The 23360-nt window shown below is 72.4% G+C and carries 17 protein-coding genes and 1 pseudogene; 8 read left to right on the forward strand and 10 right to left on the reverse strand.

Translation table 11 applies throughout. The features are described from left to right. Nucleotides 1-25: 25 nt before the first annotated feature. Nucleotides 26-838, reverse strand: a complete 813-nt coding sequence (locus ACIOKD_RS01955) for a Tat pathway signal sequence domain protein (RefSeq protein WP_402076784.1) — start codon at nt 836-838, stop codon at nt 26-28. A 179-nt stretch (nt 839-1017) separates the two neighbouring features. On the opposite strand from ACIOKD_RS01955, the gene glgX reads away from it, so the two are divergent. The 3 genes from glgX (at nt 1018) to ACIOKD_RS01970 (ending at nt 7162) form a co-directional block, all read left to right on the forward strand. Further along, nucleotides 1018-3126, forward strand: a complete 2109-nt coding sequence (gene glgX / locus ACIOKD_RS01960; RefSeq protein ID WP_402076787.1) for a glycogen debranching protein GlgX — start codon at nt 1018-1020, stop codon at nt 3124-3126. Between the two features lie 233 nt (nt 3127-3359). Then, a complete protein-coding gene (treY, locus tag ACIOKD_RS01965) occupies nt 3360-5738 on the forward strand; it encodes a malto-oligosyltrehalose synthase (RefSeq protein WP_402076790.1) in 2379 nt (792 codons plus the stop codon). A gap of 173 nt (nt 5739-5911) precedes the next feature. Beyond that, the gene (locus tag ACIOKD_RS01970; protein ID WP_402076793.1) at nt 5912-7162 is read left to right on the forward strand and encodes a M14 family zinc carboxypeptidase; all 1251 of its coding nucleotides are present in this window, start codon (nt 5912-5914) and stop codon (nt 7160-7162) included. 19 nt (nt 7163-7181) lie between these two features. Here ACIOKD_RS01970 and ACIOKD_RS01975 read toward each other — a convergent pair whose 3' ends face one another. The 3 genes from ACIOKD_RS01975 to ACIOKD_RS01985 form a co-directional block, all read right to left on the reverse strand. Beyond that, on the reverse strand, nt 7182-7607 hold the full coding sequence (locus ACIOKD_RS01975) for an SSI family serine proteinase inhibitor (protein ID WP_402076795.1): 426 nt from the start codon (nt 7605-7607) through the stop codon (nt 7182-7184). Nucleotides 7608-7649: 42 nt separating this feature from the next. Continuing rightward, on the reverse strand, nt 7650-9044 hold the full coding sequence (locus tag ACIOKD_RS01980; protein WP_402076798.1) for a M14 family zinc carboxypeptidase: 1395 nt from the start codon (nt 9042-9044) through the stop codon (nt 7650-7652). Nucleotides 9045-9231: 187 nt separating this feature from the next. Continuing rightward, the gene (locus ACIOKD_RS01985) at nt 9232-9789 is read right to left on the reverse strand and encodes a DUF1707 and FHA domain-containing protein (RefSeq protein ID WP_402076801.1); all 558 of its coding nucleotides are present in this window, start codon (nt 9787-9789) and stop codon (nt 9232-9234) included. 181 nt (nt 9790-9970) lie between these two features. Between ACIOKD_RS01985 and treZ the strand changes: the two genes are divergently transcribed. Then, nucleotides 9971-11716 carry a malto-oligosyltrehalose trehalohydrolase gene (treZ, locus tag ACIOKD_RS01990; RefSeq protein ID WP_402076804.1) on the forward strand — a complete coding sequence of 582 codons (1746 nt, stop codon included), beginning with the start codon at nt 9971-9973 and terminating at the stop codon, nt 11714-11716. 216 nt (nt 11717-11932) lie between these two features. Here treZ and ACIOKD_RS01995 read toward each other — a convergent pair whose 3' ends face one another. From ACIOKD_RS01995 to cyc2, 3 genes are all read right to left on the reverse strand, one after another. Then, entirely contained in the window at nt 11933-12889 is a 957-nt protein-coding gene (locus ACIOKD_RS01995) for an aminoglycoside phosphotransferase family protein (RefSeq protein WP_402076807.1), read from the reverse strand. Between the two features lie 67 nt (nt 12890-12956). Further along, nucleotides 12957-14081, reverse strand: a complete 1125-nt coding sequence (locus ACIOKD_RS02000) for an aminopeptidase P family protein (RefSeq protein WP_402076810.1) — start codon at nt 14079-14081, stop codon at nt 12957-12959. 446 nt (nt 14082-14527) lie between these two features. Continuing rightward, the gene (gene cyc2 / locus ACIOKD_RS02005; RefSeq protein WP_402076813.1) at nt 14528-16732 is read right to left on the reverse strand and encodes a germacradienol/geosmin synthase Cyc2; all 2205 of its coding nucleotides are present in this window, start codon (nt 16730-16732) and stop codon (nt 14528-14530) included. Nucleotides 16733-16917: 185 nt separating this feature from the next. Between cyc2 and ACIOKD_RS02010 the strand changes: the two genes are divergently transcribed. Continuing rightward, entirely contained in the window at nt 16918-17499 is a 582-nt protein-coding gene (locus tag ACIOKD_RS02010; protein ID WP_402077677.1) for a hypothetical protein, read from the forward strand. Beyond that, nucleotides 17496-19031 (forward strand): hypothetical protein, encoded by a 1536-nt coding sequence (locus ACIOKD_RS02015; RefSeq protein ID WP_402076815.1) that lies wholly within the window; start codon nt 17496-17498, stop codon nt 19029-19031. The genes ACIOKD_RS02010 and ACIOKD_RS02015 overlap by 4 nt, the downstream gene beginning before the upstream one ends. A gap of 76 nt (nt 19032-19107) precedes the next feature. Here the strand turns inward: ACIOKD_RS02015 and ACIOKD_RS02020 are convergent, their stop codons facing one another. Next, complete coding sequence (locus ACIOKD_RS02020; RefSeq protein WP_402076818.1) at nt 19108-19785, reverse strand: AIM24 family protein; 678 nt, start codon at nt 19783-19785, stop codon at nt 19108-19110. A gap of 348 nt (nt 19786-20133) precedes the next feature. Between ACIOKD_RS02020 and ACIOKD_RS02025 the strand changes: the two are divergent. Beyond that, nucleotides 20134-20307, forward strand: a pseudogene (locus ACIOKD_RS02025) (NADP-dependent oxidoreductase); the annotation flags it as partial. Nucleotides 20308-20409: 102 nt separating this feature from the next. On the opposite strand, the gene ACIOKD_RS02030 reads toward ACIOKD_RS02025, so the two are convergent. Further along, nucleotides 20410-22194 (reverse strand): ABC transporter ATP-binding protein, encoded by a 1785-nt coding sequence (locus ACIOKD_RS02030; RefSeq protein WP_402076821.1) that lies wholly within the window; start codon nt 22192-22194, stop codon nt 20410-20412. Nucleotides 22195-22346: 152 nt separating this feature from the next. After that, complete coding sequence (locus tag ACIOKD_RS02035) at nt 22347-22691, reverse strand: hypothetical protein (protein ID WP_402077718.1); 345 nt, start codon at nt 22689-22691, stop codon at nt 22347-22349. A 173-nt stretch (nt 22692-22864) separates the two neighbouring features. On the opposite strand from ACIOKD_RS02035, the gene ACIOKD_RS02040 reads away from it, so the two are divergent. Continuing rightward, nucleotides 22865-23311 carry a MarR family winged helix-turn-helix transcriptional regulator gene (locus tag ACIOKD_RS02040; RefSeq protein WP_402076823.1) on the forward strand — a complete coding sequence of 149 codons (447 nt, stop codon included), beginning with the start codon at nt 22865-22867 and terminating at the stop codon, nt 23309-23311. Nucleotides 23312-23360: the final 49 nt, after the last annotated feature.

A 23360-nucleotide genomic window follows, 5' to 3' on the forward strand; every position in this document is an offset into this window, starting at 1 on the left:
ACGGAGGCCGGTGGACCGAAGAGACTCAGCCGACCTTGGCGACCTTGCGGGTGCTCAGGTCGACCACCAGGTCACGGCTGTCGATCCAGGACCCGTTCCTGACCTTCACGAAGAGCCGCGTGCAGCGGTGCTTGCCGCAGTCCGCGACGGAGGCCGGCGTTCCCGGGACCGCCCGGAAGACCATGCTGTTGAGCATCAGCTGGTCGGGAGTGGTCAGCTCCTTGCCGGTCGCGTCCTTGTAGTCGGCCTTCAGTCCGGCGCCCAGCGGGTCGGCGATCAGGAGCCGCGCGGCCTCGACGGTCTCGTCACGGCTGAGCGGCGGCTGGACGCCGTGCTGGGTGTCGGTCGACTCGACCTTGCCGGTGTCGAGGTTCACCGTCCTGGTGACGAGCGAGTCGTCCTTGTAGTCGTAGAACGACACCTCGGCGCGTCGCGGCGCGTTCGGGTCGTCCAGTTCGCTCACCTCGGGCTCGGAGAGGTCGACGGTGATCCGCTGCGGCCCCTTGTCGCCCTCGACGTTCTCGCTGCTGCGCGAGAGCCCGCGGTCCAGGGCGAGCGTCTCGACCCGCTCGGTCTCGTCGTCGGTGAGCGGGTCGCGCCCCTTGCCCCGGTCGCCCTCGGCCGGAGCCTGCTCCACGACGCCCGGCCGCACGGCGCCCTGGCCCTGTTCCTGGGCCTGACCCGCCGTCTGCGCGGTCCGCCCCGTCCCCTGGCCGCCGGAGTCGTCGGCGCCCGCCGAGCCCGGCAGGGTGATTCCGACCATCACGGCGGTTCCGGCGACCGCTATGGCCGCGCCCGCCACCACCTTGCCCAGATGGCGGTGCACTATTGTGCGCACATTTCCCCCTACTCCCCCTGCATCTCTAGGAGTCGATCGAGTCCCACTGATTCGGCATACCGCGTATGCACTGGTCGACCGGTAAGAGGGAGGTAAGTCCTAGGTGGTTCCATCAGTTTCGGGGACACTCGGGCGGGAGTCGCCCTCTGCGACGTCGCACAACTGGAAGAGTTGCATCCATGCAGGTCTGGCCTGGACAGGCGTACCCACTCGGTGCCACGTACGACGGCGCCGGCACGAATTTCGCGGTCTTCTCGGAGGCCGCGGACCGGATCGAGCTGTGTCTGCTGCACGACGACGGCTCGGAAACGGCGATAGAGCTGCGCGAGACCGACGCGTTCGTCCGGCACGCGTACCTGCCCGGCGTGATGCCGGGCCAGCGGTACGGCTTCCGCGCGCACGGTCCCTACGAGCCGGAGCGGGGGCAGCGCTGCAATTCGGCGAAGCTGCTGCTCGACCCGTACGCGAAGGCCATAAGCGGCAGCGTCGAATGGGGCGAGGAGGTGTACGGCTACCACTTCAAGTCGCCCGGCAGGCGCAATGACCTGGACTCGGCACCCCACACGATGAGCTCCGTGGTGGTCAATCCGTACTTCGACTGGGGAGACGACCGGCTCCCGCGCACGGAGTACCACCACACCGTGCTGTACGAGGCCCATGTGAAGGGCCTGACGATGCGGCACCCCGGGCTGCCCGACGAGCTGCGCGGCACGTACGCGGCGCTCGCCCACCCGGCCGTCATCGAACACCTGACCGAACTGGGCGTCACAGCCCTCGAACTGATGCCCGTTCACCAGTTCGTGAACGACCACCGCCTGGTCGACATGGGTCTCAACAACTACTGGGGCTACAACACGATCGGCTTCTTCGCCCCCCACAACGCGTACGCGTCCTGGGGCGACCGCGGACAGCAGGTCCTGGAGTTCAAGTCGGCCGTCCGCGCGCTGCACGAGGCGGGCATCGAGGTCATCCTCGACGTGGTCTACAACCACACCGCCGAGGGCAACCACCTGGGCCCGACACTGTCCTTCAAGGGGCTCGACAACGCCTCGTACTACCGGCTGATGGACGACGCCCGCTACTACATGGACACCACGGGCACGGGCAACTCCCTGCTCATGCGCTCCCCGCACGTACTCCAGATGATCATGGACTCGCTGCGGTACTGGGTGACGGAGATGCACGTCGACGGGTTCCGCTTCGACCTGGCGGCGACCCTGGCCCGGCAGTTCCACGAGGTGGACCGGCTGTCCTCGTTCTTCGACCTGGTCCAGCAGGACCCGGTGGTCTCCCAGGTGAAGCTGATCGCCGAGCCCTGGGACGTCGGCGAGGGCGGCTACCAGGTGGGCAACTTCCCGCCGCTGTGGACCGAGTGGAACGGAAAGTACCGCGACACCGTACGGGACATGTGGCGGGGCGAGCCGCAGACGCTCGCCGAGTTCGCGTCCCGGCTGACGGGGTCCTCGGACCTCTACCAGGACGACGGGCGGCGCCCGCTGGCCTCCATCAACTTCGTCACCTGCCACGACGGCTTCACGATGCACGACCTGGTGTCGTACAACGAGAAGCACAACGACGCGAACGGCGAGGACAACCGCGACGGCGAGAGCCACAACCGCTCGTGGAACTGCGGGGCCGAGGGCGACACCGACGACCCGGAGGTCCTGGAGCTGCGAGCACGCCAGATGCGCAACTTCACCGCGACCCTGCTGCTCTCGCAGGGCGTGCCGATGCTCAGCCACGGCGACGAGTTCGCGCGTACGCAGGGCGGCAACAACAACGCGTACTGCCAGGACACGGAGCTGGCCTGGGTCCCGTGGCCCGAGGACGGCAGCGAGCTGCTGGAGTTCACGCGCGCGATGGTGTGGCTGCGGCGCGAGCATCCGGTGTTCCGGCGGCGCCGGTTCTTCCACGGACGGCCCGTGGAGGGCACCCACGACGATCTGTCGGACATCGCCTGGTTCACCCCGGCAGGCGAGGAGATGACCCAGGACGACTGGGACTCCACGCAGGCGCGGGCGCTGTCGGTGTTCCTCAACGGCAACGCCATCTCGGAGCCGGGGCCGCGCGGGGAGCGCATCAACGACGACTCGTTCCTGATGCTGTTCAACGCCTCGCCGAAGACGCTGGAGTTCGTGGTGCCGGTCAACCACGGGCGGCAGTGGCAGGTGGTCGTGGATACGGGCCGGTCCGCGGGGGTCGCGCCCGGGACCGGGGCGAAGGTGAAGGCGGGCGACCGCCTGTCGCTGGTGGACCGGAGCATGGTGGTGCTGCAGCGCCCGGCGTAGCGCTCCGCGGGGTGCGCCGTTTCCGGGTGCGGGCCCGGTGAGGGCCGTTCGCGCCGTTCCCCGCGCCCCATCAGGGGCGCGGGGAACGGCGCAGGCTTTTGGCTTTGAGCGGCACGGGCGACGCGGCGCGCAGCCCGGTCTTCCAGGGGCGCGGGGAACGGCGCGAACGGCCCCACCGGGGCCGCGCCCGCAGACGTGACACGAAACGGCGCGAGACGGGTACGTAGGTTTGCATGACACCTGTCGTGCCGACCGCCACCTACCGCCTCCAGCTCCAGCCGGACTTCCCCTTCGACGCAGCCGCGCGGGCGATCCCGTACCTGGCCGGGCTGGGCGTCTCCCATCTGCACCTGTCCCCCGTCCTGGAGGCCGTCCCGGGCTCGGGACACGGCTACGACGTCGTGGACCCCGCGCGCGTACGCGACGAACTCGGCGGCGAGCAGGGACTGCGCGACCTCTCCCGCACCGCCCGCGAGCACGGCCTCGGGCTCGTGCTCGACATCGTGCCGAACCACATGGCGATGTCTCCCCGTCACAACCACCCCCTGTGGGAGGTGCTGCGCGAGGGCCCCGACTCGCCGTACGCGCGCTGGTTCGACATCGACTGGGCGGCCCAGGGCGGGCGCGTCCTGCTGCCGGTGCTCGGGCAGCCCGTGGGCGCGGAGACGGGCGACCTCGTGGTCGACGGGGACGTCCTGCGCTACCACGACCACGTGTTCCCGCTGCGGGCCGGCACCGCCGAACTGCCGCTGCCGGAGCTGCTGGACGCCCAGTGGTACCGGCTCGCGTGGTGGCGGCTGGCGCGCACCGAGCTGAACTACCGGCGGTTCTTCAGCATCTCGGAGCTCATCGGGGTGCGTGTCGAGGACCCGGAGGTCTTCGACGCGACCCACGGCAAGATCCTCCAGCTGCTGGACGAGGGCGTCGTCGACGGACTGCGCGTCGACCACCCGGACGGCCTCGCCGACCCGGACGCGTATCTGCGCCGTCTCCACGAGGCGACGGGCGGGCGCTGGACGGTGGTGGAGAAGATCCTCGCGGACGGCGAACCGCTGCCCGCCGCCTGGCCGGTCGCCGGCACCACCGGCTACGACGCGCTGCGGCACATCGACGGCGTCCTCACGGACCCGGCGGGCGCCGGGGACCTCCTCGGCCAGTACCGGCGGTTCGCGGCCCCCCAGGCCGACCGCGGGGGCGTCTGGGAGGCGACCGTACGGCGGGCCGCGTACAAGGTCGTCCATCACGAGCTGGCGGCCGAGGTCGACCGGCTCACCCGCGAGGCGGACCGGCTGTGCCGTACGTCCGCGGACGCCGTGCTGCGCGACCGCGCCCCCTGGGCCCTGCGCACCGCCCTGCGGGAACTGCTCGTCCGGCTGGAGGTCTACCGGCCGTACACCTCCGGGGACGCCGCGTCCGTCCTCACCGAGGAGGCCGCGCGGGAGGCGAAGCATGCCTTCAAGGTCCCCGAGGAGGCGCGGGCCGTCGATCTCGTACGGGATCTGGTGCTGGGGCGCGTCGGCGAAGGGCCGGAGTTCGCGGCGTTCCGGGCCCGGTTCGCCCAGCTCGCGTCGGCGCTGCGGGCCAAGTCCGTGGAGGACACGGCGTTCTACCGGTACGTACCGCTGCTGTCGGCCACCGAGGTGGGTGGCGAGCCGGGGTCCCCCGCGGTGTCCCCGGAGGACTTCCACGCGTACTGCGCGCGCGTGCAGCGCGACTGGCCCGCGACCGGGACCGCCCTGTCCACGCACGACACGAAGCGCAGCGCCGACGTCAGGGCCGCGATCTCCGTGCTGACGCAGGCCCCCTCGCGCTGGGCCGACCTGCTCGCCGAGGTGACCGGGCGAACGGCCGCCGAGGGCGTGGGCGCGCCGGACCCGCAGGTGGCCTGGGCCGCCTGGCAGACCGCCGTCGGGCTCGGCCCGGCGGACGGCGAACGGCTGCGGGAGGCGCTGCTGAAGCACATCAGGGAGGCGGGCCTCGGCACGGCGTGGACCGAGCAGGATCCCGCGTACGAGGAGGCCGTGGCGGACTTCCTGAAGGCGGGCCCGTGCGGGGCGCCCGGGCAGCGTGTCGCCGAGTTCAGGAGGTCGCTTGAGCCGTACGTGCGGGCGAACGTCCTCGGGGCCGCCCTGCTGCATCTGACGATGCCGGGGGTACCGGACCTGTACCAGGGCACGGAGGCCGAGTACCGGGCCCTGGTGGACCCGGACAACCGGCGGCCCGCGCACTTCCCGCCGGAGGAGACGGGCTCTCTGTCCGCCGAGAAGGCCGCGCTCACGACGGCCGCCCTGCGGCTGCGACGGCGGCGCCCCGCCGTGTTCGGCGAGTCCGCCGCCTACGAGCCGCTGCCCGCCCGGGGCCCGGGGGCCGCGCACTGTCTGGCCTTCGCGCGCTCCGCGGAGGTGGTCACAGCCGTCTCCCGGCTGTCGCTGCGCCTGGCGGAGGAGGGCGGCTGGCGCGACACCGAGCTGCCGCTGCCCGCGGGGCGCTGGACCGATCTGCTCGCGCCCGGACGGGAGTTCACGGGGCACGCACGCGTGGAGGCGCTTTTCGGACGGTTGCCCGTGGTGCTGCTGGAGCGGGTGGGAGACGATCCGGTGCCCGCCGGCTGACGGGCGGCGCCGGGGCGCCTACGCCGAACGCGTCCGCCGTCCGGGTGACATCGGCGCCCCGGGCACCCATACGTGCTGCTGGGCGCTCCCCGGAGGCGCCCCTCCACGTGCTTGACAGTTCATCCAGACCGTGGAGTACTGCGGATTGCGACGCAGGGTGGACCAAGTCGGGGGTGAGTCTCCTGCCGGAGCTGCGCTACCCCAGTGTGACCGAACTCGAACGCTCCGCCCGGGCTCTGGCGGCCCACCGGCCGGGCCTGTGCTCCCTCCGGCCCATCGGCTCCTCGCGTGCCGGCCGGCCGCTGTGTCTGCTGTCCGTGGGCCACGCCGAGCGCGCGGTGCTGGTCGTCGCGGGCGCCCATGCGAACGAGCCCGTCGGCGGTGCCACCCTGCTGGCGCTGGCCGAACGGGTCGTGCGCGAGCGGCGGCTGCGGGACGACACCTCCTGGCACTTCCTGCTCTGCGCGGACCCCGACGGCGCCGGCCTCCATGTGACTCCGGCGCCGCGCACCCTGCTCGACTACCACCTCGGTTTCTTCCGCCCCGCCGGGCCCGAGCAGCCCGAGTGGTCGCCCTCGGTGCTGCCGCCCGACCGGCTGCCGCCCGAGACCCTGGCCCTCATCCGGGTCATCGACGAACTGCGCCCCTACCTCCAGGTGACACTCCACGGCACCGACCTCGGCGGCAGCTGGGTGCAGCTCACCAGGGACATCCCGGGGCTGGCCGAGCCGTTCGGCAAGTCCGCGGCGGAACTGAACATCCCGGTCGAGACGGGCGCCTCGGACGCCGCCGGCTGGCCGGCCTCCGGGCCCGGGGTGCATGTGATGCCCGCACCCGGCGGGGACCCGGCGTACCTGAGCATGCCGGACGACGCCCGCGAGAGCACCTGGTACCGCGCCCACCTGTACGGCGGTCTCACCGCGGTCGTCGAGGTGCCGATGTGGGCGAGCGACCTGGTGGACGATCCCACGCCGCACCCCGCGCCCGCGGCGGCGATGGGGCGGCTGGCACGCCGGCTCCGCCAGGACGCCCACCAGGTCGAGAGCGTCCTCGCCGACGCGCTGCCGCGTCTTCCCGGCCCCGCCGGGCCGCTGCTGCGTGCCGCCCGGTGGGCGCTGGAGCTGGTTCCCGGGCTGGCCGGCGACTGGGTCCGGCCGCCGGCGGCGGACACCACGATGGCGCACGTGGGCAGCGTCGACGCGTTCGGCCGACGGCTCCCGCTGCGATCCGCGGCGATGCTCCTGCGGGTGCTGCGGGAGGCCGACGACCATGCCGCGCCCGCCCTGGAACACCTCGTCGGTTCCTGGAGCGAGGCCTTCGCCCAGCGCTTCCGGGCGCGCTGGGTGCCGCTGGAGCAGCAGGTCGAGCACCAGAGCCGCACGGTGGTGGCCGCGGCACGGCACGCCCGGGACGGAGCGCCGTGAGACTCCCCCGGTCGCGGGGTCAGTGCGGCAGGGCGAACACCGCGCCCGTCCGCGCCGCCATCACACAGGAGTTGGCGAACGTCTCCTGATACGTGATCGCGTGGCCGCCCCACTCGCCGCGCGCGGAGACGGACACCGGCGCGTGGACCATCGGACAGAAGGTGTCCTTGAGCGGGATCCTGCCGACGTCGCCGTGCGCGGCCCGCAGTTCCTCGCAGGCGCGCGCGGCCTGCTCGTGTCCTCTGGGCGGATCGCAGAGCAGCAGCGTGCCGCGGAGGTCGCCGGAGCGGGGCTCGCCGCGGCCGACCGTCACATAGAGCCAGTCGCCCGACGGCGACTGCGGGAGCGCCACCGCCCGGGCCGGCACCGGTCCCGCCACGAGGAGTGCGCAGGCGGCCAGCAGGAAGGCCCGTACCGCCGCGGTCGCTTTCTGATTGTTCGTCATTGCCTGTGCATCGGCACGCGGGGCCCGCGGGCCCACCCCGACTCACTCGAACGGTACTTCGGCCCTCGGCACGGGCCTGCCGGGCGGACGCGCCGCAACACTCCGCCGGCGGGCCAGGTCGAACGCGGCGAGCACCACCCGCGCCTGGTACTCGGCCTGCCGCGCGACCGGGATCCAGCGCGCCCCGTGGCCGTCGTGGTACTCCGCGCACCAGCCGTCGATGAGCCGGTCGAGGTCGGCCGCCGCGCCGTGCGGGTCCTGTCCGGTGGTGGTCGCCAGCTGGTGCAGCAGCCCCGCCGTGCGCAGCGCTGTCCGGCGGGCGGAGATGCGCAGCGCGGTCAGCCCGGACGTGTTGAGCGGCGGCAGCGGGCGGACGGCACCGGCGACGTCCGTACCCGGGCCGGTGTCGGGGTCCCAGGAGTCGGCGAGGCCGGGGCAGACCAGCATGTGGTCGTCGACGGGCGCGAGGAGACGGTCGACGTCCCCGGCCGCGCCCCCTGCCGTGGCCAGGTGAGGGCGGATACGGGCCAGCAGTTCCTGGAGCAGGGCCGTGTCCCGGCGCAGGGTCCGGGCGACGTCCCTCAGCGCGCTCTCGCTGTCGGCCGCCGCCGAGGGGTCCTGCACGGCCGCCACGCCCCACATGGGCGCCTCGACGACCGCGGTCACCGTTCCGTACGGGTGCGGGTGGAACCAGGTGGACTCGACGGCCGCCTCCGTGATGGCCGCGGCGAGGTCGCCGCGCGTCGGGGGCGGGATGCGGTAGACCGCCGGCCCCAGGACGGGCCAGTACAGCGTGTCGTACGGGGCGAGTTCGAGCGGGATGTCCAGGCGGGTCGCGATGTGCGCGAGCCGGGGTGCCATGCCGGGCAGGTCGCGCGTCAGCTCGACGAAGCCGCCGCCCACGTCGACGCCGTGCAGGGAGCACTGGAAGAAGGGCCGCAGCTCGTCCTGGAGGGCGAGCAGGGCACGGGTCTCCGGCAGTGCGGCCCCCGCCGCGCCGTCGGGCAGCCATTCCGGCTGTTCCATGAAGCCGGGGCGGAAGAAGTTCCGGAAGTGGTGGCCGAGTGTGTACGGGCCCGCCAGCCAGCCCTCGTTGCGGCGGGAGCCGTCGGGGTCAAGGCACAGCAGGAGGTTCCAGGTCACGTCGGCGCCGTCGCACAGCCGGGGGTCGGCCAGGGCCCGTTCGGCCAGGCGCAGGACGGTGGCGCCGCCCACCGGTTCGTTGGCGTGGGGGCCCGCGACGACGAGGACCTGGCGGCTGCCGTGTCCGACGGACAGCAGCCGCAGCGGAAGTCCGGCCCGGGAGGTGCCCACCTGGCGCAGCCGGGCGTCCCGTGGGCGGCGGTTCACGAGCTCGGCCGCCCGGACGCCCAGTTCGCCGACGGAGGGATAGCGGAGGAGTGGCGGCAGGGTACTACCTCCGCGACGAGTTACCACCGGTTCACTTGGTGTGCATGGTGTACGCACAGTGAGTCACGGTCGCGGAGGTACGTCAACAGTCGGTGCGAATAGAAATATGCACGCCCGTCGGGCTCCCGCGGGCCGGCTTCGGCGGAGCCGGCGGTTGCACCCACCGGGCCCGTGGTCCGGAACCTGGGCCTGGGCCGCCCGGAGCCCCGTCGGCCTAGTCCGCCGCGAGCCGGAAGGCCATCCGGCCGAAACTGACCTGGTCGCCGACCTGGACGACGGCGGCGCCGATCACCCGCCGCCCGTTCACGGCCGTGCCGTTGGTCGAGCCGAGGTCGCGCAGCACCCACAGGCCGCCCTGGCGGGTGAGTTCGGCGTGCACGCGCGACACCGTCTCGTGGCTGAGCCGCAGACCGCTGGCCGGGTCACGGCCTATCCGCAGCGGGTACCGGCTCTCCGGCCGGGGCAGCAGCAGTTTGGGGAGTCGCTCGGCCTGCCAGGCCCGGCGCAGCCGCACGCTGAAACCGGAGACCGCCTCGACCGTGCCGAACAGCAGCCGCGACCAGCGGTTCTCGGTGCGCAGATCGGCGGTGAGCGCGGCGAGTTCGTCCGCGGTGCGGGCGGCGAACGCGAGTTCCATCCGCAGGAGGAACGTGTCGTGCGAGAGCCTCCCCAGGGCGGCGCCCTCCCGCAGCGCCTTCAGCGTCCTGTCCCGCTCGGCGTCCGACAGCCGCGCGGGAGCGGGATAGGTGTGGAACTCCGGGGACGACGTCACGCAGCCGATTGTCTGGCAGCGCGGCCGGAGTGTCCAGAATGCACAGCACTTCAGGGGAGTACGCACTCCGGGCACGGCCGTTTCACGTCGTCCGATCGAGGGGATCCGAAGGTGAATTGATCTCGTTTGACGCACCATGGGACCGGCGAGGTCACGGTGAGCAGACGAGGGAGAACCGTCCGTGCAGTTCGAGGTGTGGGCACCACAGGCCGATCGCATGACGCTCCACTGCGCGGGCACCCCGCGCGCGATGGAGCCCGATCCGCGGCGCCCGGGGTGGTGGACGGGCGAGGCCGAGGCGCGGGACGGCACGCGGTACGGGTTCGCGGTGGACGACGGTCCGGTGCTGCCGGATCCGCGTTCCTACCGGCAGCCGGACGGACCGGACGGCCTGAGCGCGGTCGTCGACCAGGAGCGGTACGCCTGGCGCGCCGACTGGGCGGGGCGCGGACTGCCGGGCGCCGTGCTGTACGAGCTGCACGTGGGCACGTACACGCGTGAGGGCACGCTGGACGCGGCTGCCGAGCGGCTCGGGCATCTGGTGGAACTGGGCGTGACACACGTCGAGTTGATGCCGCTGTGCCCGTTCCCGGGGCGGCACGGGTGGGGGTACGAGGGGGTGTCGCTGTGGGCCGTGCACGAACCGTACGGCGGCCCCGAGGCCCTGAAGCGTTTCGTCGACCGGGCGCACGAGCTGGGTCTCGGCGTCGTCCTGGACGTCGTGCACAACCATCTGGGGCCCTCCGGCAACTATCTGCCCGCCTTCGGGCCGTACTTCACGGACACGCACCACACTCCCTGGGGTTCGGCCGTGAACCTGGACGCGCCCGGTTCCGACGAGGTGCGCGCGTTCCTGCTCGGCAGCGCGCTCTCCTGGCTGCGCGACTACCGGCTCGACGGGCTGCGCCTGGACGCGGTGCACGCGCTGTACGACACGCGCGCGTGCCACTTCCTGGAGGAGCTGTCGGCGGCCGTGGACGGACTCTCCGCGGAGCTGGGCCGGCCGCTGTTCCTCATCGCCGAGTCGGACCTCGGCGACCCGCGGCTGATCACGCCCCGCAGGGAGAACGGGCTCGGGCTGCACGCGCAGTGGAACGACGACTTCCACCACGCGCTGCACACCGCGCTGACCGGTGAGGCGCAGGGCTACTACGCGGACTTCGGCCGGGCCCCGCTCGCGGCGGTGGCGAAGACGCTGACGGCGGGCTACTTCCACGACGGCACGTACTCCAGCTTCCGGGGCCGGCGGCACGGCCGGCCGCTAGACCGTACGCGGGTCGCGGGGCACCGGCTGCTCGGTTACACGCAGACCCACGACCAGGTCGGCAACCGTGCCCTGGGCGACCGGCTCGCGGCCTCCCTCTCGCCCGGTCTGCTGGCCTGCGCGGCGGCGCTGACCCTCACCGGGCCGTTCACACCGATGCTGTTCATGGGCGAGGAGTGGGCCGCGGGCACGCCCTGGCAGTTCTTCACCGACCACACGGATCCCGAGCTGGCGGAGGCCGTACGGCGGGGCAGGCGGCGGGAGTTCGGATCCCACGGGTGGGCCGAGGAGGACATCCCCGATCCGCAGGACCCGGCCACCCGCGACCGGTCATGTCTCGACTGGTCCGAGCCGGAGAAGGGGGTTCACGCGCGCGTGCTCGCCTGGTACCGCGAGTTGATCGCTCTCCGGCACGCCCAGGCCGACCTCACGGACCCCGATCTCGCGGACGTCAAGGTCGCGTTCGAGGAGAGTGCCCGCTGGCTCGCCTTCCGGCGGGGTGACGTCCGGGTGGCCGTGAACCTCGGCTCGGAGCGGGCGGCGATTCCTCTCGGTGGCCGTCAGGCGCGGGTGCTGGCCGCGTGGGAGCCGGTGGATGTCCCTGGCGCGGACGGGCTGTTGGGGTTGCCCGGGGAGTCGTGTGTGGTGCTGCTGCAGGGGTGATTCACCTGCGGGCCGGGTGGGGGCCGTTCGCGCCGTTCCCCGCGCCCCCTAAAAGATTGCGCCGTTCCCCGCGCCCCCTAGGGGGCTGCGCCCCATCAGGGGCGCGGGGAACGGCGCAATCTTTTGGCATTGAGGCGCACAGGGAACGCGGCGCCCGCCCCCGATCCTTCAGGGGCGCGGGGAACTGCGCGAACGGCCCCGCCGACCCGCAGGGAATCACCACGTCTCGTCCGTGACCCGTTCCAGCAGGATCGCCTCCCACGAGCGGGCCAGCTGCGCGCGCAGCAGCGGCAGCGGACTGTCGGAGCGGTCGCGGAGACGGTCCGCGAGCCGGGTCAGCGTGTCGCAGCGGGCGAGCCACAGACCCCGCAGACAGGGCCGGGCCCCGTAACCGGCCAGGGTCGCCGCACGGACCGCCGCGGGGGCACCCACGGCCAGGGCGAGACCCGCGATGTCCTCGGTGGGATCGCCGACGGCGGCGTCGGTCCAGTCCAGGACACCGCGGACGCGCCCGTCGCCGCTGACCACGAGGTGCTCGCCCTTGAGGTCGTGGTGGACAAGGAAGGCGGCGCCCGGCTGCGGCGCGAGCTGGACGACGCCGGCCGCGGTGAGCTGCCGGAGCCGGGCGGGGTCGAACTCGTCGGCGGCGGCGAGCTGTTCGGCGGCCCGCTCGGCGGCGGTACGCAGCGTTTCGAGGGGCCGGGGCGCCGCGCGGGGCACACCGAGCGACTCGGCCTGGTGCCCCGACACCTCGCGCAGTCCACTGAGCAGCCCCGCCAGATCGGCCTCGCCGACCGCGGAGACGTCCCGCTGCTCGCCGGATCCGCCGGGGATCAGCGTGTCGAGGGTGTACGTCAGCCCGCTCGCCCATTCGCCGTGGGCGACGCTCACCGGGACGGCGACGCCGATGTGGGGGCGTACCAGGTCACGTAGTCGCAGTTCGCGCCGCTGGCGCCGGGACGCCTCGCGGTCCGGGGCGAGCCGCAGCACATGCCGTGCGCCCACGAACCAGGTGGAGTGCTCGCCGCCCTCGGCGACCGGCGCGATCCGGAGCCCGCCACCGTCCGGGAGCTGAGAGTCCGGGAGCGGGGAGTCCTGGAGCAGGGAGCCCTGGAGCAGGGAGCGGACGACGCGTCGCACGGTGTCCGCGGTGGGTGTCGCTGCCTGGGTCATGGTCGCGCCGTCCGCCGTTGGGGAGTCCGGGGCGCGGGAGCCGCTGTCCGGCGCCCGCCGAGCGTGGTCAGTTCACGACGGCCATCTCCCGGGGGGTGTCGTTGAGGCGGCGTCCGCCGTCCTCGGTGACCGTCACGATGTCCTCGATGCGTACTCCGAAGCGGCCCGGCAGATAGATGCCGGGCTCCACGGAGAAGCACATCCCGGGCACGAGGGGCTGTTGCTCGCCCTCGATCATGTACGGCGGTTCGTGGGTGGTGACGCCGATGCCGTGCCCGGTGCGATGGATGAAGCGGTCGCCGTACCCGGCCTCGGTGATGTGGGCGCGGGCGACCCGGTCGACGTCCTGGCAGGCCGCACCGGGCCGCACGGCCTCGAACGCGGCCTGCTGGGCGGCGCGGACGATGTCGTGCACCCGCTGCTCCTCGGCGCCCGGCTCGCCGACGTGCACCGTGCGGGAGGTGTCCGAGCCGTAGCCGTGCTTCAGTCCGCCGAAGTCGAGGACGACCGTGTCGCCGTGCCCGATGACACGGGAGCCGGCCTCGTGGTGCGGGTTGGCGCCGTTCGGCCCCGACCCGACGACCGTGAAGTCCACCTGCTCGTGCCCGAAGTGCCGCAGCAGATCGGCGAGGTCGCCCGCGACGTCCGACTCGCGGCGGCCGGCGAAGGCGACCTTCAGGATCTCCTCGTACGTGTGGTCGGCGGCGGCGCCCGCGGCCGCCAGCCGCTCCAGTTCGGTACTGTCCTTGACGGCCCGGAGCATCGGCAGTGCCTCGCTGAGGGAGGCGTACGAAGTGCCGGGCAACTCTCTCTGGAGGCCCAGCAGGTGCAGCGCCCAGGCGTTGTCGCTGACGCCGTACCGGCCCGAGGCGTCAAGGAGCGGGGCCGTGGTGGTGTACGGGTCCTTGCCGTCGGTCCAGTCGCGCAGTTTCAGGGCGGGAGCGCCCACGGCCCTCTCGGCGTCCGGGGCCTCCAGCGTGGGCACGACGAGCACGGGGTCCTGCCCGGCGGCGAGTACCAGCAGGGTGAGCCGCTCGGTGGCCGCGGGCGGCGCGTAGCCGGTGAGCCAGACGAGATCGGGTCCGGGCGCGACGAGCACTCCGGCGAGCCCCGCCTCGACGGCGGCCCGTGCGGCGCGTTCCATCCGGGCCCGGTAGTCGTCGGCGGTGAAGGGCGCGGGTGTGCCGGTCATCCGGTCCTCCGTGGGTCGGTCCCCGGAGTGGGGTGCGGAGTGGGGTGCGGGGTGGGGCGCGGGTCGAAAGGGGCCACGGGCAGCATCCTGCCCGGACAGCGGGGGTGACGCGAGCCGGTCGGGGGAGATCTGCTCCGGCCTGCGCCGCACACCGCCGCACACCGGCCCGGGACAGCACGGTCCCCATCCGTCCCGCAAACCACACGTAAAGGTTGTAAGCCCGTTGCTCGACCATCGAATCCAATGTTTGGATGGCAACGGGCCATTAGTTGTGGTGGCCCTTCAGCGAGGCGGAGGAACCGTGCTCGTGCTGGCGCACATCAGCGACCTGCACCTGGACGGGACCCGACGGGCGACCAAGTGCACGATGCCGACCCCCACCCCGACAGCACGAGGAGTGTCCCGAAGAACGGGCTGACCAACAGGGTCGTGAGTCGTCGCCCGGCTCAGGAGGCCGTGGCCGTGGCCGTGGCCGTGGCCGTGGCCGTCCGCCAGACACTGCCGAACGGCAGCTCCGGGAGCTGCCCCGGCACGAAGCCGTGGGCGCGGCGTGCCAGGTCGGCGGCTCCGTAACGGCGGCAGTCGTAGTGCCACTTCAGGATGCCGGCCATCCAGTTCTGCAGCTCCACGACATAGCCCTCCATGATCGCGCGGGCCTCGTCGGACAGGTCGAAGTCCTCGTACAGGACGGGGAACTCGTGGGCGGCGACATGCTCGAACTGCCGCATGCGCTGGGTCATGAGGTCGTGGACGACGCCGAGCGCCTTCGGGTAGTCGCAGCCGAAGAAGTTCTGCACGACGAGGATGAGGTTGTGCACCTCGCCCTCGTACTCGATCTCCTTCTGGTACGAGAAGACGTCGTTGATGAGCATCCCGTAGTCGATCGCCGCGTTCTCCAGTGCCCGGACGGGGCCGCTGCGGTAGACCTCCGGCGGTACCGCGGGGCCGTGGCCCAGCCGGCACAGGCTCTTGGTGAGGTCGGAGCCGAAGGTGGCGCGGCGCATCTCCAGGTAGTCGACGGGGTCGGGGATGCGGTTCTGCAGCTGGTTGGACAGCTCCCACACCCAGCTCTCCGTCATGACCTCCACCGAGGCCCGCATGGTGCGGCGCGCGTCCGGCGTCATCGTGGCCGTCGTACGCCGCCAGAGGTCGGCGAGGCCGCGCTCCATGGCGTTGGCCGGGGGCGGGATCTCCTCGCCCTCCACGGGCATACAGGCGGACAGCCGCGCCGTGCACAGTTTCGCGGCGGCCAGATCCCTGCGGTTCCCGAACACCATCGGGTAGTAGTCGTCGCCGTACGTCCCCCACACGAGCCACTGCGCGCTGAGGTCCAGCGCCTCGGGGGTGCCGTCCGGATCGAGACCCGCCGAACACAGCGGCAGGTCGTAGGCGGCGAGCTTGTCCTCGTCCCAGACGCCCTCCTGAAGGATGCCCATGCTGTGCGCCCACGGGGCGATGCGCCGCCGGGCCCCTTCCAGGTCGGCGTTGAGCCGGACCTCGAACGGCATGTAGAAGTCGGGGAGTCGCGAGGGGCCCACCTTCTGGAACGGCACATGCGTGTACGCCCGCAGCCGCTCGGCGCCCGCCGCGGCGAGCAGCGCCCCGATGTCGGCGGCGGAGGTGCCGGGGCCGGTGAGGCCCTTCAGCGGGGAGGACTCCAGAGCCCCCTCGTTCATGTACCGGCTCGATCGCATGTGCCACTCGTGGCCGCCCGACTGCCAGTCCTGCAGTCCCCGCGTGTACGCGGCGACGGCACCGACCTCGCCCGGTGTGAGGCCCTTCTCCAGGGCCAGCGCGGGCACTTCGGTGAGCGCCGTGTGGTCGAACTGGTACAGGCGTGAGGAGAGGACGTCGTTGACGGTGTCGGCGGCCTGCTGCGTCGTACACCCGAAGAACGTCTCCAGGACGAGCACGCCGTTGCTCAGCTCGCCCTCCTCCTCGACCTCCCGCTGGTACGAGAAGAGGTCGTTGCGCAGGTGGACCGCGTCGGAGAAGGTCTCCATCAGCACGCGCATCGGCCGTGAGCCGGCGACCCGGTCGGGAACCTCCGCGGTCGCGTACTCCACGAGCCCCGCCGACCACGGGGCGCCGCCCACCTTGCGGCGCATCTCGATGTACTCGACAGGGTTCGCGATCCGCCCTTCGTTGATGTTGGACAGCTCCCACATCGACTCGTTGAGCAGATGCTCGGTGGACTCGGCGAACCGCCTGCGCCACCCCATGGACATCGAGGGGACCGTACGGGCCCACAGGTCGGCGAGGCCGGCCTCGACCGGGTTCCGCGGCTCGGGCACGGCGGTCGCGAGGTCGAGCGGCATGAAGAGCGGCAGGCGGTCCAGGTAGGCCTTGCCGCCCGCGCGGTCCTGGCTGCGCTTGAAGGTCTCCAGGAAGTGGTCGTCGAAGAAGAAGACCCACACATACCAGTCGGTGATGAGCGAGAGGGCGGGCCCGTCGCATTCGGGATGCGTGTACGCGCACAGCAGTCCGTAGTCGTGGGCGTCGAGGTCGGCCCGCTCCCAGATGCCGGAGCCCTCCAGCATGCCCATGCCGCGGGCCCATTCGGTGGTGTGGGTGCGGGCCTCGTCGACATGCGGATTCAGCCGTGCGGGGTACGGCGTGTAGAAGTGGGGAAGTTCGAACGGCTGCGTCATGGGGCGGGGCCTACCCGGGGTTGTCCGCAGGCATCCGTGCGGGGGTGGATGATCGCACCATCGCGTGAACGGATGAGTGAACGGGGTCCTGCCTGGGAAGGGGTGGGGGCTCACTCGGGGCCCGGCCCCGAACCCCCGGTCCTCAAACGCCGGACGGGCTGAAACGCCTTCGACCCGTCCGGCGTCTGGGGACAACGGAGGCCTGGGGGCGAAGCCCCACACCTTTCTCCCGTGCTGCCCGTATCGCCGCCGTCGGAGCCACCGCCGTCGCGCTGACGGTCGGGCTCGCCACCTCCGCGTCGGCCGCCACCGCGACGCGGTCCGTGACGGTGAGCGGCACGACGTACAACCTGTCGCTGACGGCCCCCGACAGCCTCTCGGCCGCCGGGCAGAACATCACCGTCTCCGGCAGCGGCTACAACACGCTCCAGGGCGTCTACGTCGGCCTGTGTGTGATCCCCGAGGGCGTCGAGCCGGGGAACCCGTCGACGTACACCTCCCGGCCGACCCCCTGCCTGGGCGGCGCCGACCAGTCCGGCACGACGGGCGCTTCCCACTGGGTGTCCAACCTCGGCGGCGGCACGGTCGCCAACAGCTCCGTCTACGGCTCCGGCGGCTCGTTCGGCGTGAGTGTGCACGTGAACCCGAACATCGCCGCCGGGAAAGTCTGCGGCACGGACGTCGACTGCGCCATCGTGACGCGCGCCGACCACACCGGCAGCAGCAACCGCTCGTACGACGTCTACCTCCCGGTCACCTTCTCGTGACCGCGCCCTTCAGAACCCGGGGGCGGAGCGATCTGCTCCGCCCCCGGGCGGCGGGCGCCCTGGCCGGCGTCACGGCGGTGGTCCTCTCCGTCGTCGCGGCCGGCACGCCCACCGCCGGCGCCGACGAACCGCCGGCCGCCGAGGGGTACGAGCAGACGGCCCGTCTCACGACCGTCGGCAAACCGCTCGACCTGCTGCTGCACCCCGAGTCGGGCAAGCTGTACGTCGGCTCCGACACCGTCGCCGGTACGCCGGACGGCAGCCTGGCCGGCGTCTACGCCGTCGACCCGGCCTCCGGGAACGTACTGAGCTGGGTGAAGACGTCCCCCGGCAGTACGGGCGCGCCCGCCCAACTGCCGGGCAAACGGCTCGCCGGGCCGCTGCCGGGCGACGGAGTGCACTACCTGGTCGGGCTGCGCGGGATCGCGGCCGCCAAGGACTCGGACGCGGCGGGCAGCGGGGGCTGGCTCACCGGTACGTCGATCACGCAGGCCAGGTCCGGTGCGAAAGCCGGCACGGTCGTGGTCGTACGTGGGACGAGACTGGAGGAGGTCGCTGTCGGCCAGACGTCGGTGACCGTGGAGCGCTCCCTCACCCTGCCGGCCACCGGCGGCCCGCTCGCCGTGGACACCGCGGCCGGGCAGATCTGGGTGACGGACAAAACCAACGGCGTGCTGCGCAGGGTCGGTTCGGCCGACTTCGCGCCGGACGGCAAGGAGATCGCGCTCGGCACCGGAGCCGCGGTGTCCTTCCTGGAGTGGGACACCGGCCGCGGGGTGCTGTGGGCAGGGCGCGGCACCGTACTGGAGGCGTACGACATCGCCTCCGGGGAACTGGCCGCCTCCTTCGACGCGCGACCGGGTGACACCGTCGCCGATGTCACCGTGGACCCGCGCTCCGACCGGGCGTTCGCGGTGTGGCAGGACTGGGGCAACCCGCCGGAGGAGGGGGACGGCGTCGGGCGGCTCGCGGTGTACGACACGGCGACGCTCAAGGATCTCGATCTGGGTGCCGAACTGCCCGGCGTCAACGGCCAGTTGGGAACCTCTTCCGTGGCGGTGGCACCGGGCGGCGACGCGGTGTTCGTCGCGAGTCCCTCGGATGCCTCGCTCACGGTGTTCAAAGCCCCGGTGCCACCGGCCCCCTCCCCGACACCGACACCGACACCGACGGACCCCGAGTCCCCGTCACCGTCGCCCGATCCGACACCCGGCGGTACGGACCCGGCCCCGGACCCGAGTTCCGGACCGCCCGACCCGACCGACTCGGGGACCACGGTTCCCGTCGACGGTCCCGCCGACGACGGGAGCAGCGCGGGCGGCACGGTCGACAGCGGTGACACGAGTGGCGTGCCGGGCACGGCCGGTGGCTCGGTGAGCGGTGGCTCGCTCGGCACCACCGGCGACGGGTCGCTCGCCTCGACCGGCTCCGACCTGCTCCTGCCCGCCGTCGCGGGCACCGCCGCGCTGCTCGCCGCCGGCACCGCCGCGATTCTGTGGCGCCGACGGACGAACGGACGGCTGGAGCCCTAGGGAGGCCGAGGACGGGGCGGAGGGGACGGACGCGGAAGGCCCGACCGCCATGAGAAAGGCCCACCACGGGGCCGTATCAGTGCTGTTGGGCCTTCTGCGGTGTGGCCTCGCTCGGCCGTACGACGACGAATCCCTCCCCCTGCAGCATCAACTGCACCGCCTCGCCCGAGCCGCCGCGGATCATCGAGCCGATGGACTGCGAACGGTGCAGCGAGGTCTGGAGGTTGGCCGTCCAGCCGACGACCGCGTCCGTGTCGACGTACACCGGCCACTGCGGTGAGACCGGGATGACCAGCGGATTGCCCTCGCAGACCAGACCGAGCCTGCCCTGCCCGGTGAAGACGCTGTTGAACAGTCCGCCGCCGGAGATGCCCGCGCCCTTCACCGTCTTGATCTCGTACTGCAACGAGGCGTCGAAGCACAGGATGTTGCGGCCGTTGACGGTGAAGACGTCACCGGGGTCGATGTCGATGATGAAGCAGTTCTGCGCCTCGTGCGCGAACCACGCCTCCCCCTGCCCGCGCACCGCCATGAGCGGCAGGCCCTCGCCGGTGACCGCTCGCTTGAGCATGCCGCCGACACCCTGGCCCTTGCGCTCGAACTGCAGACTGCCGCGATAGGCGATCATCGCGCCCTGCCGGGCCAGCATCTCGCCGTTGACGGCGTATCTGATCGACTTGGCGTTCTGCACGCTCATGCCCGCGGTGGCGGCCGGCTGCACCATGTACTCGTTGGAAAACAGATCACCCTTCATCCGGGCATCCTGTCCCGCGAGGCGTCGGTTGCACCATCCCGCGACCGGAGAAAAGGCGCCGCCGAAAGTATCCGGCCGCCCGACGAAAGGCGGGGGCGGCCGGCGCCCGCTCGCGTCGGCCGCCCCCGTGGGGCCTTTCGGCCCCACCCTGTGGGGGGTGGTCCTCGGTTCCCGGTCAGCCGTCCACCGGCGGTGCGCGGTGACCGTTCAAGGTGTTACCCACGGTTCGGACGTGGCTCGAACGACGATAGGCGGCATCCCCGCCCTCCGATACGGGGAAAACCCTCGACCCTCCCCCGGGCACCCCTGGCCCGCCCCTAGGGTCTGCCCTCCGTGACGTCGCCGCCCGCCGCCCGCCGTCGTCCGACGGCACTCGGTGTCGGCACCACGGTGCTCGTCAACGGCGCCGCGGGCGGCGTGGGGCACTTCGCGGTGCAGCCGGCCAGGTGGAAGGGAGCGCAGGTCGTCGCGGTGACATCGGGCGCGCACGCGTCGTTCCTCATCGACTGCACCACGAGTCGTCGTCATGTCCGGGGCAAGGTCGTGCTCACTGTGGCCCCGTGAGCCTGTGCCCCCGTGTCCCCGCGCCCCCGCGCCCCCGCGCCCCTGTGTGCCGGTGACGCCTCAGACGTTCTGTGGCGCACGGGCGTCGTCCTCGGCCGCGAGGAACTGCGTGGCGGCGAGTTCGGCGTACAGCGGGTCGCCCGCGACGAGTTCGCGGTGGGTGCCCACGGCCCGTACCTGCCCGGCGTCCATGACGACGATGCGGTCGGCCATGGTGACGGTGGACAGCCGGTGGGCGACGACCAGGACCGTGGTGGTCCGGGCGACCTCGGCGACCGTGTCGCGCAACGCGGCCTCGTTGACGGCGTCGAGCTGACTGGTGGCCTCGTCGAGAAGCAGCAGCCGGGGCCGTCGCAGCAGGGCGCGGGCGATGGCGACGCGCTGGCGCTCACCGCCGGAGAGCTTGGTACCGCGGTGGCCGACGAGCGTGTCCACGCCCTTCGGCAGCTTCGCGACGAGGGTGTCGAGCCGGGTCGTCCTGAGCGCGCGGAGCAGTTCCTCCTCGTCGGCGTCGGGGTTGCCGAGCAGGAGGTTGTCGCGGAGGCTGCCGGAGAGGACGGGCGCGTCCTGCTCGACGTAGCCGATGGCCGACCGGAGCCCGGAGACGTCCCAGTCGGTGAGGTCGCGGCCGTCCAGCGCGATGGTCCCCTCGTCGGGGTCGTAGAACCGCTCGATGAGCGAGAACACGGTGGTCTTGCCGGCGCCCGAGGGTCCCACGAAGGCGGTCATGCCGCTCGGGGGTACGGCGAAGGTCACGCCGTGGTGGACGTACGGCAGGTCCTCGGCGTACCGGAAGCGGACGTCTTGGAAGGCTATGGAGGCCGGTTCGGCGCCGGGGCCGGGCAGGGGCGCGGGCGCGGTGGCCGGTTCGGCGGGCAGCCGGCGCGCCTCCTCGATGCGGGCCAGGGCGGCCGAGCCCGTCTGGTACTGGGCGACCGCTCCTACGACCTGCTGGATCGGCGACATCAGGAAGAAGACGTACAGCAGGAAGGCGACGAGGGTGCCGATGTCGACGGCCCCGGTCGCCACCCGCGCGCCGCCCACGGCGAGGACGGTGATGAACGCGATCTGCATCGAGAGTCCGGCCGTGTTCCCCGCCAGCGCCGCCCACTTGGCGGCCCGGACGCTCTGCCGCCAGGACTCCTCGGCCGCCGCGTGCACGATCCGCTCCTCGCGGTGCTCGGCGCCGGACGCCTTGATGGTCCGCAGCGCGCCCAGGGTCCGCTCCAGCGAGGCGCCCATCGCCCCGACCGCGTCCTGGGCCCGCCGGCTGGCCCGGTTGATGCGCGGCACGATCACGCCGATCACCGTGCCCGCGCCCACCACCACACCCAGGGTGACGCCCGTCAGCACCGGGTCGACGAACCCCATCATCACCAGCGTGGCGAGCAGGGTGAGTCCGCCCGTGCCGAACCCCACCAGCGAGTCGGTGGTGACCTCCCGCAGCAGGGTGGTGTCCGACGTGATCCGGGCCATCAGGTCCCCGGGCTCACTCCTGTCGACGGCGGATATCCGCAACCGCAGCAGATGCGAGACGAGCCCCCGCCGGGCTCCGAGCACGACGGACTCGGCGGTGTACCGCAGCACGTACGAACCCAGCGCGCCGATCGCGGCGTTGGCGACGACGAGCCCCGACATGGCCAGCAGCGCGCCGGTGACGGCCCGGTCGTGCCCCAGGTCGTCGATCAGCGACCTGGCCACCAGCGGCAGCGCGAGCCCGGCGGCCCCGGTCAGCAGCGACAGCACGGCGCCGAGCAACAGCGTCCAGCGGTACGGGCGTACGTAGGCGAGGAGCAGCCGCCACGACGGTGTGGCTGCCGGGTCGGGCGGCTGGGACTGCGGCACGGTACTCCCCCTGGAACGGTCGGCTCTCCCCCGCACTCGACCGACGTCTCGTGCCAACTGGAAGGGTTCGATGAAGTATCGCCGATGCCACTGACAGAGCCGCCGGGAGTCCTCGCTGGGCGGCGAGTACGAGGTGCGGTCCACCGTGTTCGTCATGTCCGCCGCGCAGGCCCGCCGCGTGGCGGCCGACGACGGCATGGCGGCGGCGCCGGCGTTCCGCAGCGGGCCGAGCTGGAAGAGGTGGTCGGGCAGCCGGTCGCGAAGCCGGTCGCGAAGCCGGTTGCGAAGATGACGCGGTCGACCTCGCACTCGGTACCGCCGACCACCACGGCGTTCTCGGTGCTGCGCTCGACGCCACCGTGGTCGGCCGTGTCGACCAGCGTCACGTCGGGCCGGTTGAACGTGTCCAACGGGAGCGCCCGAACGTCGGCCGGCTCGTTCGGGCGGTCCCGTTGCGACCAGCAGTCGTCCACCAGGTCGTCGTCGGCGGATGGCACCGGTCACGGGCCGCCGCCAGGCCGGGGCGCCGACCCATGGGGCAGCGGATGACATGCATCATGCACAAGACGTGCCGGATGCATATTTGATGTCATGTCTGATGCCCCTGGCCGCGGGACCGGACGCAAGGCCGGGGGCGAGAGCCAGCTCCGGGGAAGGACCGGTGACCGACATGGACAAGCCCACGCACTTGATCGAGTTCGAGACGATGCTGCTCGGGCGGCACCTCTATCTGAACTCTCCCCGGGCCGGCGGTCGCCTCGAACGCAGCGCGTACATCGTCCTCAGCCGCATCCGCATGGAGGGCCCGATGTCCATCGGCCAGCTCAGTGACGCCTTCGGCCTGGACGCCTCCACGCTCAACCGGCAGACCGCGGCCATGCTGCGCGGCAACCTCGTCGAACGCATCGCGGACCCCGAAGGCGGCATCGCCCGCAAGTTCCGTATCACCGCGGAGGGCGAGCGCCGGCTCGACACACACCGCCGGGAGAGCGTTCAGGGGCTGGAGAAGGTGCTGGCCGGGTGGGACCCGGAGGAGGTCGCGGTCTTCGCCGCGAATCTCAAGCGGTTCAACACGGACATCGAGAACCTGGACGAGCGTCCCTGGCCGCGCCCCTAGCTCCGCCCCCGCACCCGGCCCGTGGGGCGTTGCGCGGCCCACGGGCCGG

Origin of the sequence: Streptomyces sp. NPDC087844 (assembly GCF_044742785.1) — a bacterium.
Lineage (GTDB): Bacteria > Actinomycetota > Actinomycetes > Streptomycetales > Streptomycetaceae > Streptomyces.

Coding starts and splice junctions, on each gene's coding strand:
- glgX (WP_402076787.1), top strand. CDS start 1,018: ATGCAGGTCTGGCCTGGACAGGCGTACCCACTCGGTGCCACGTACGAC.
- treY (WP_402076790.1), top strand. CDS start 3,360: ATGACACCTGTCGTGCCGACCGCCACCTACCGCCTCCAGCTCCAGCCG.
- ACIOKD_RS01975 (WP_402076795.1), bottom strand. CDS start 7,607: ATGACGAACAATCAGAAAGCGACCGCGGCGGTACGGGCCTTCCTGCTG.
- ACIOKD_RS01995 (WP_402076807.1), bottom strand. CDS start 12,889: ATGACCCAGGCAGCGACACCCACCGCGGACACCGTGCGACGCGTCGTC.
- ACIOKD_RS02000 (WP_402076810.1), bottom strand. CDS start 14,081: ATGACCGGCACACCCGCGCCCTTCACCGCCGACGACTACCGGGCCCGG.
- cyc2 (WP_402076813.1), bottom strand. CDS start 16,732: ATGACGCAGCCGTTCGAACTTCCCCACTTCTACACGCCGTACCCCGCA.
- ACIOKD_RS02020 (WP_402076818.1), bottom strand. CDS start 19,785: ATGAAGGGTGATCTGTTTTCCAACGAGTACATGGTGCAGCCGGCCGCC.
- ACIOKD_RS02040 (WP_402076823.1), top strand. CDS start 22,865: ATGGACAAGCCCACGCACTTGATCGAGTTCGAGACGATGCTGCTCGGG.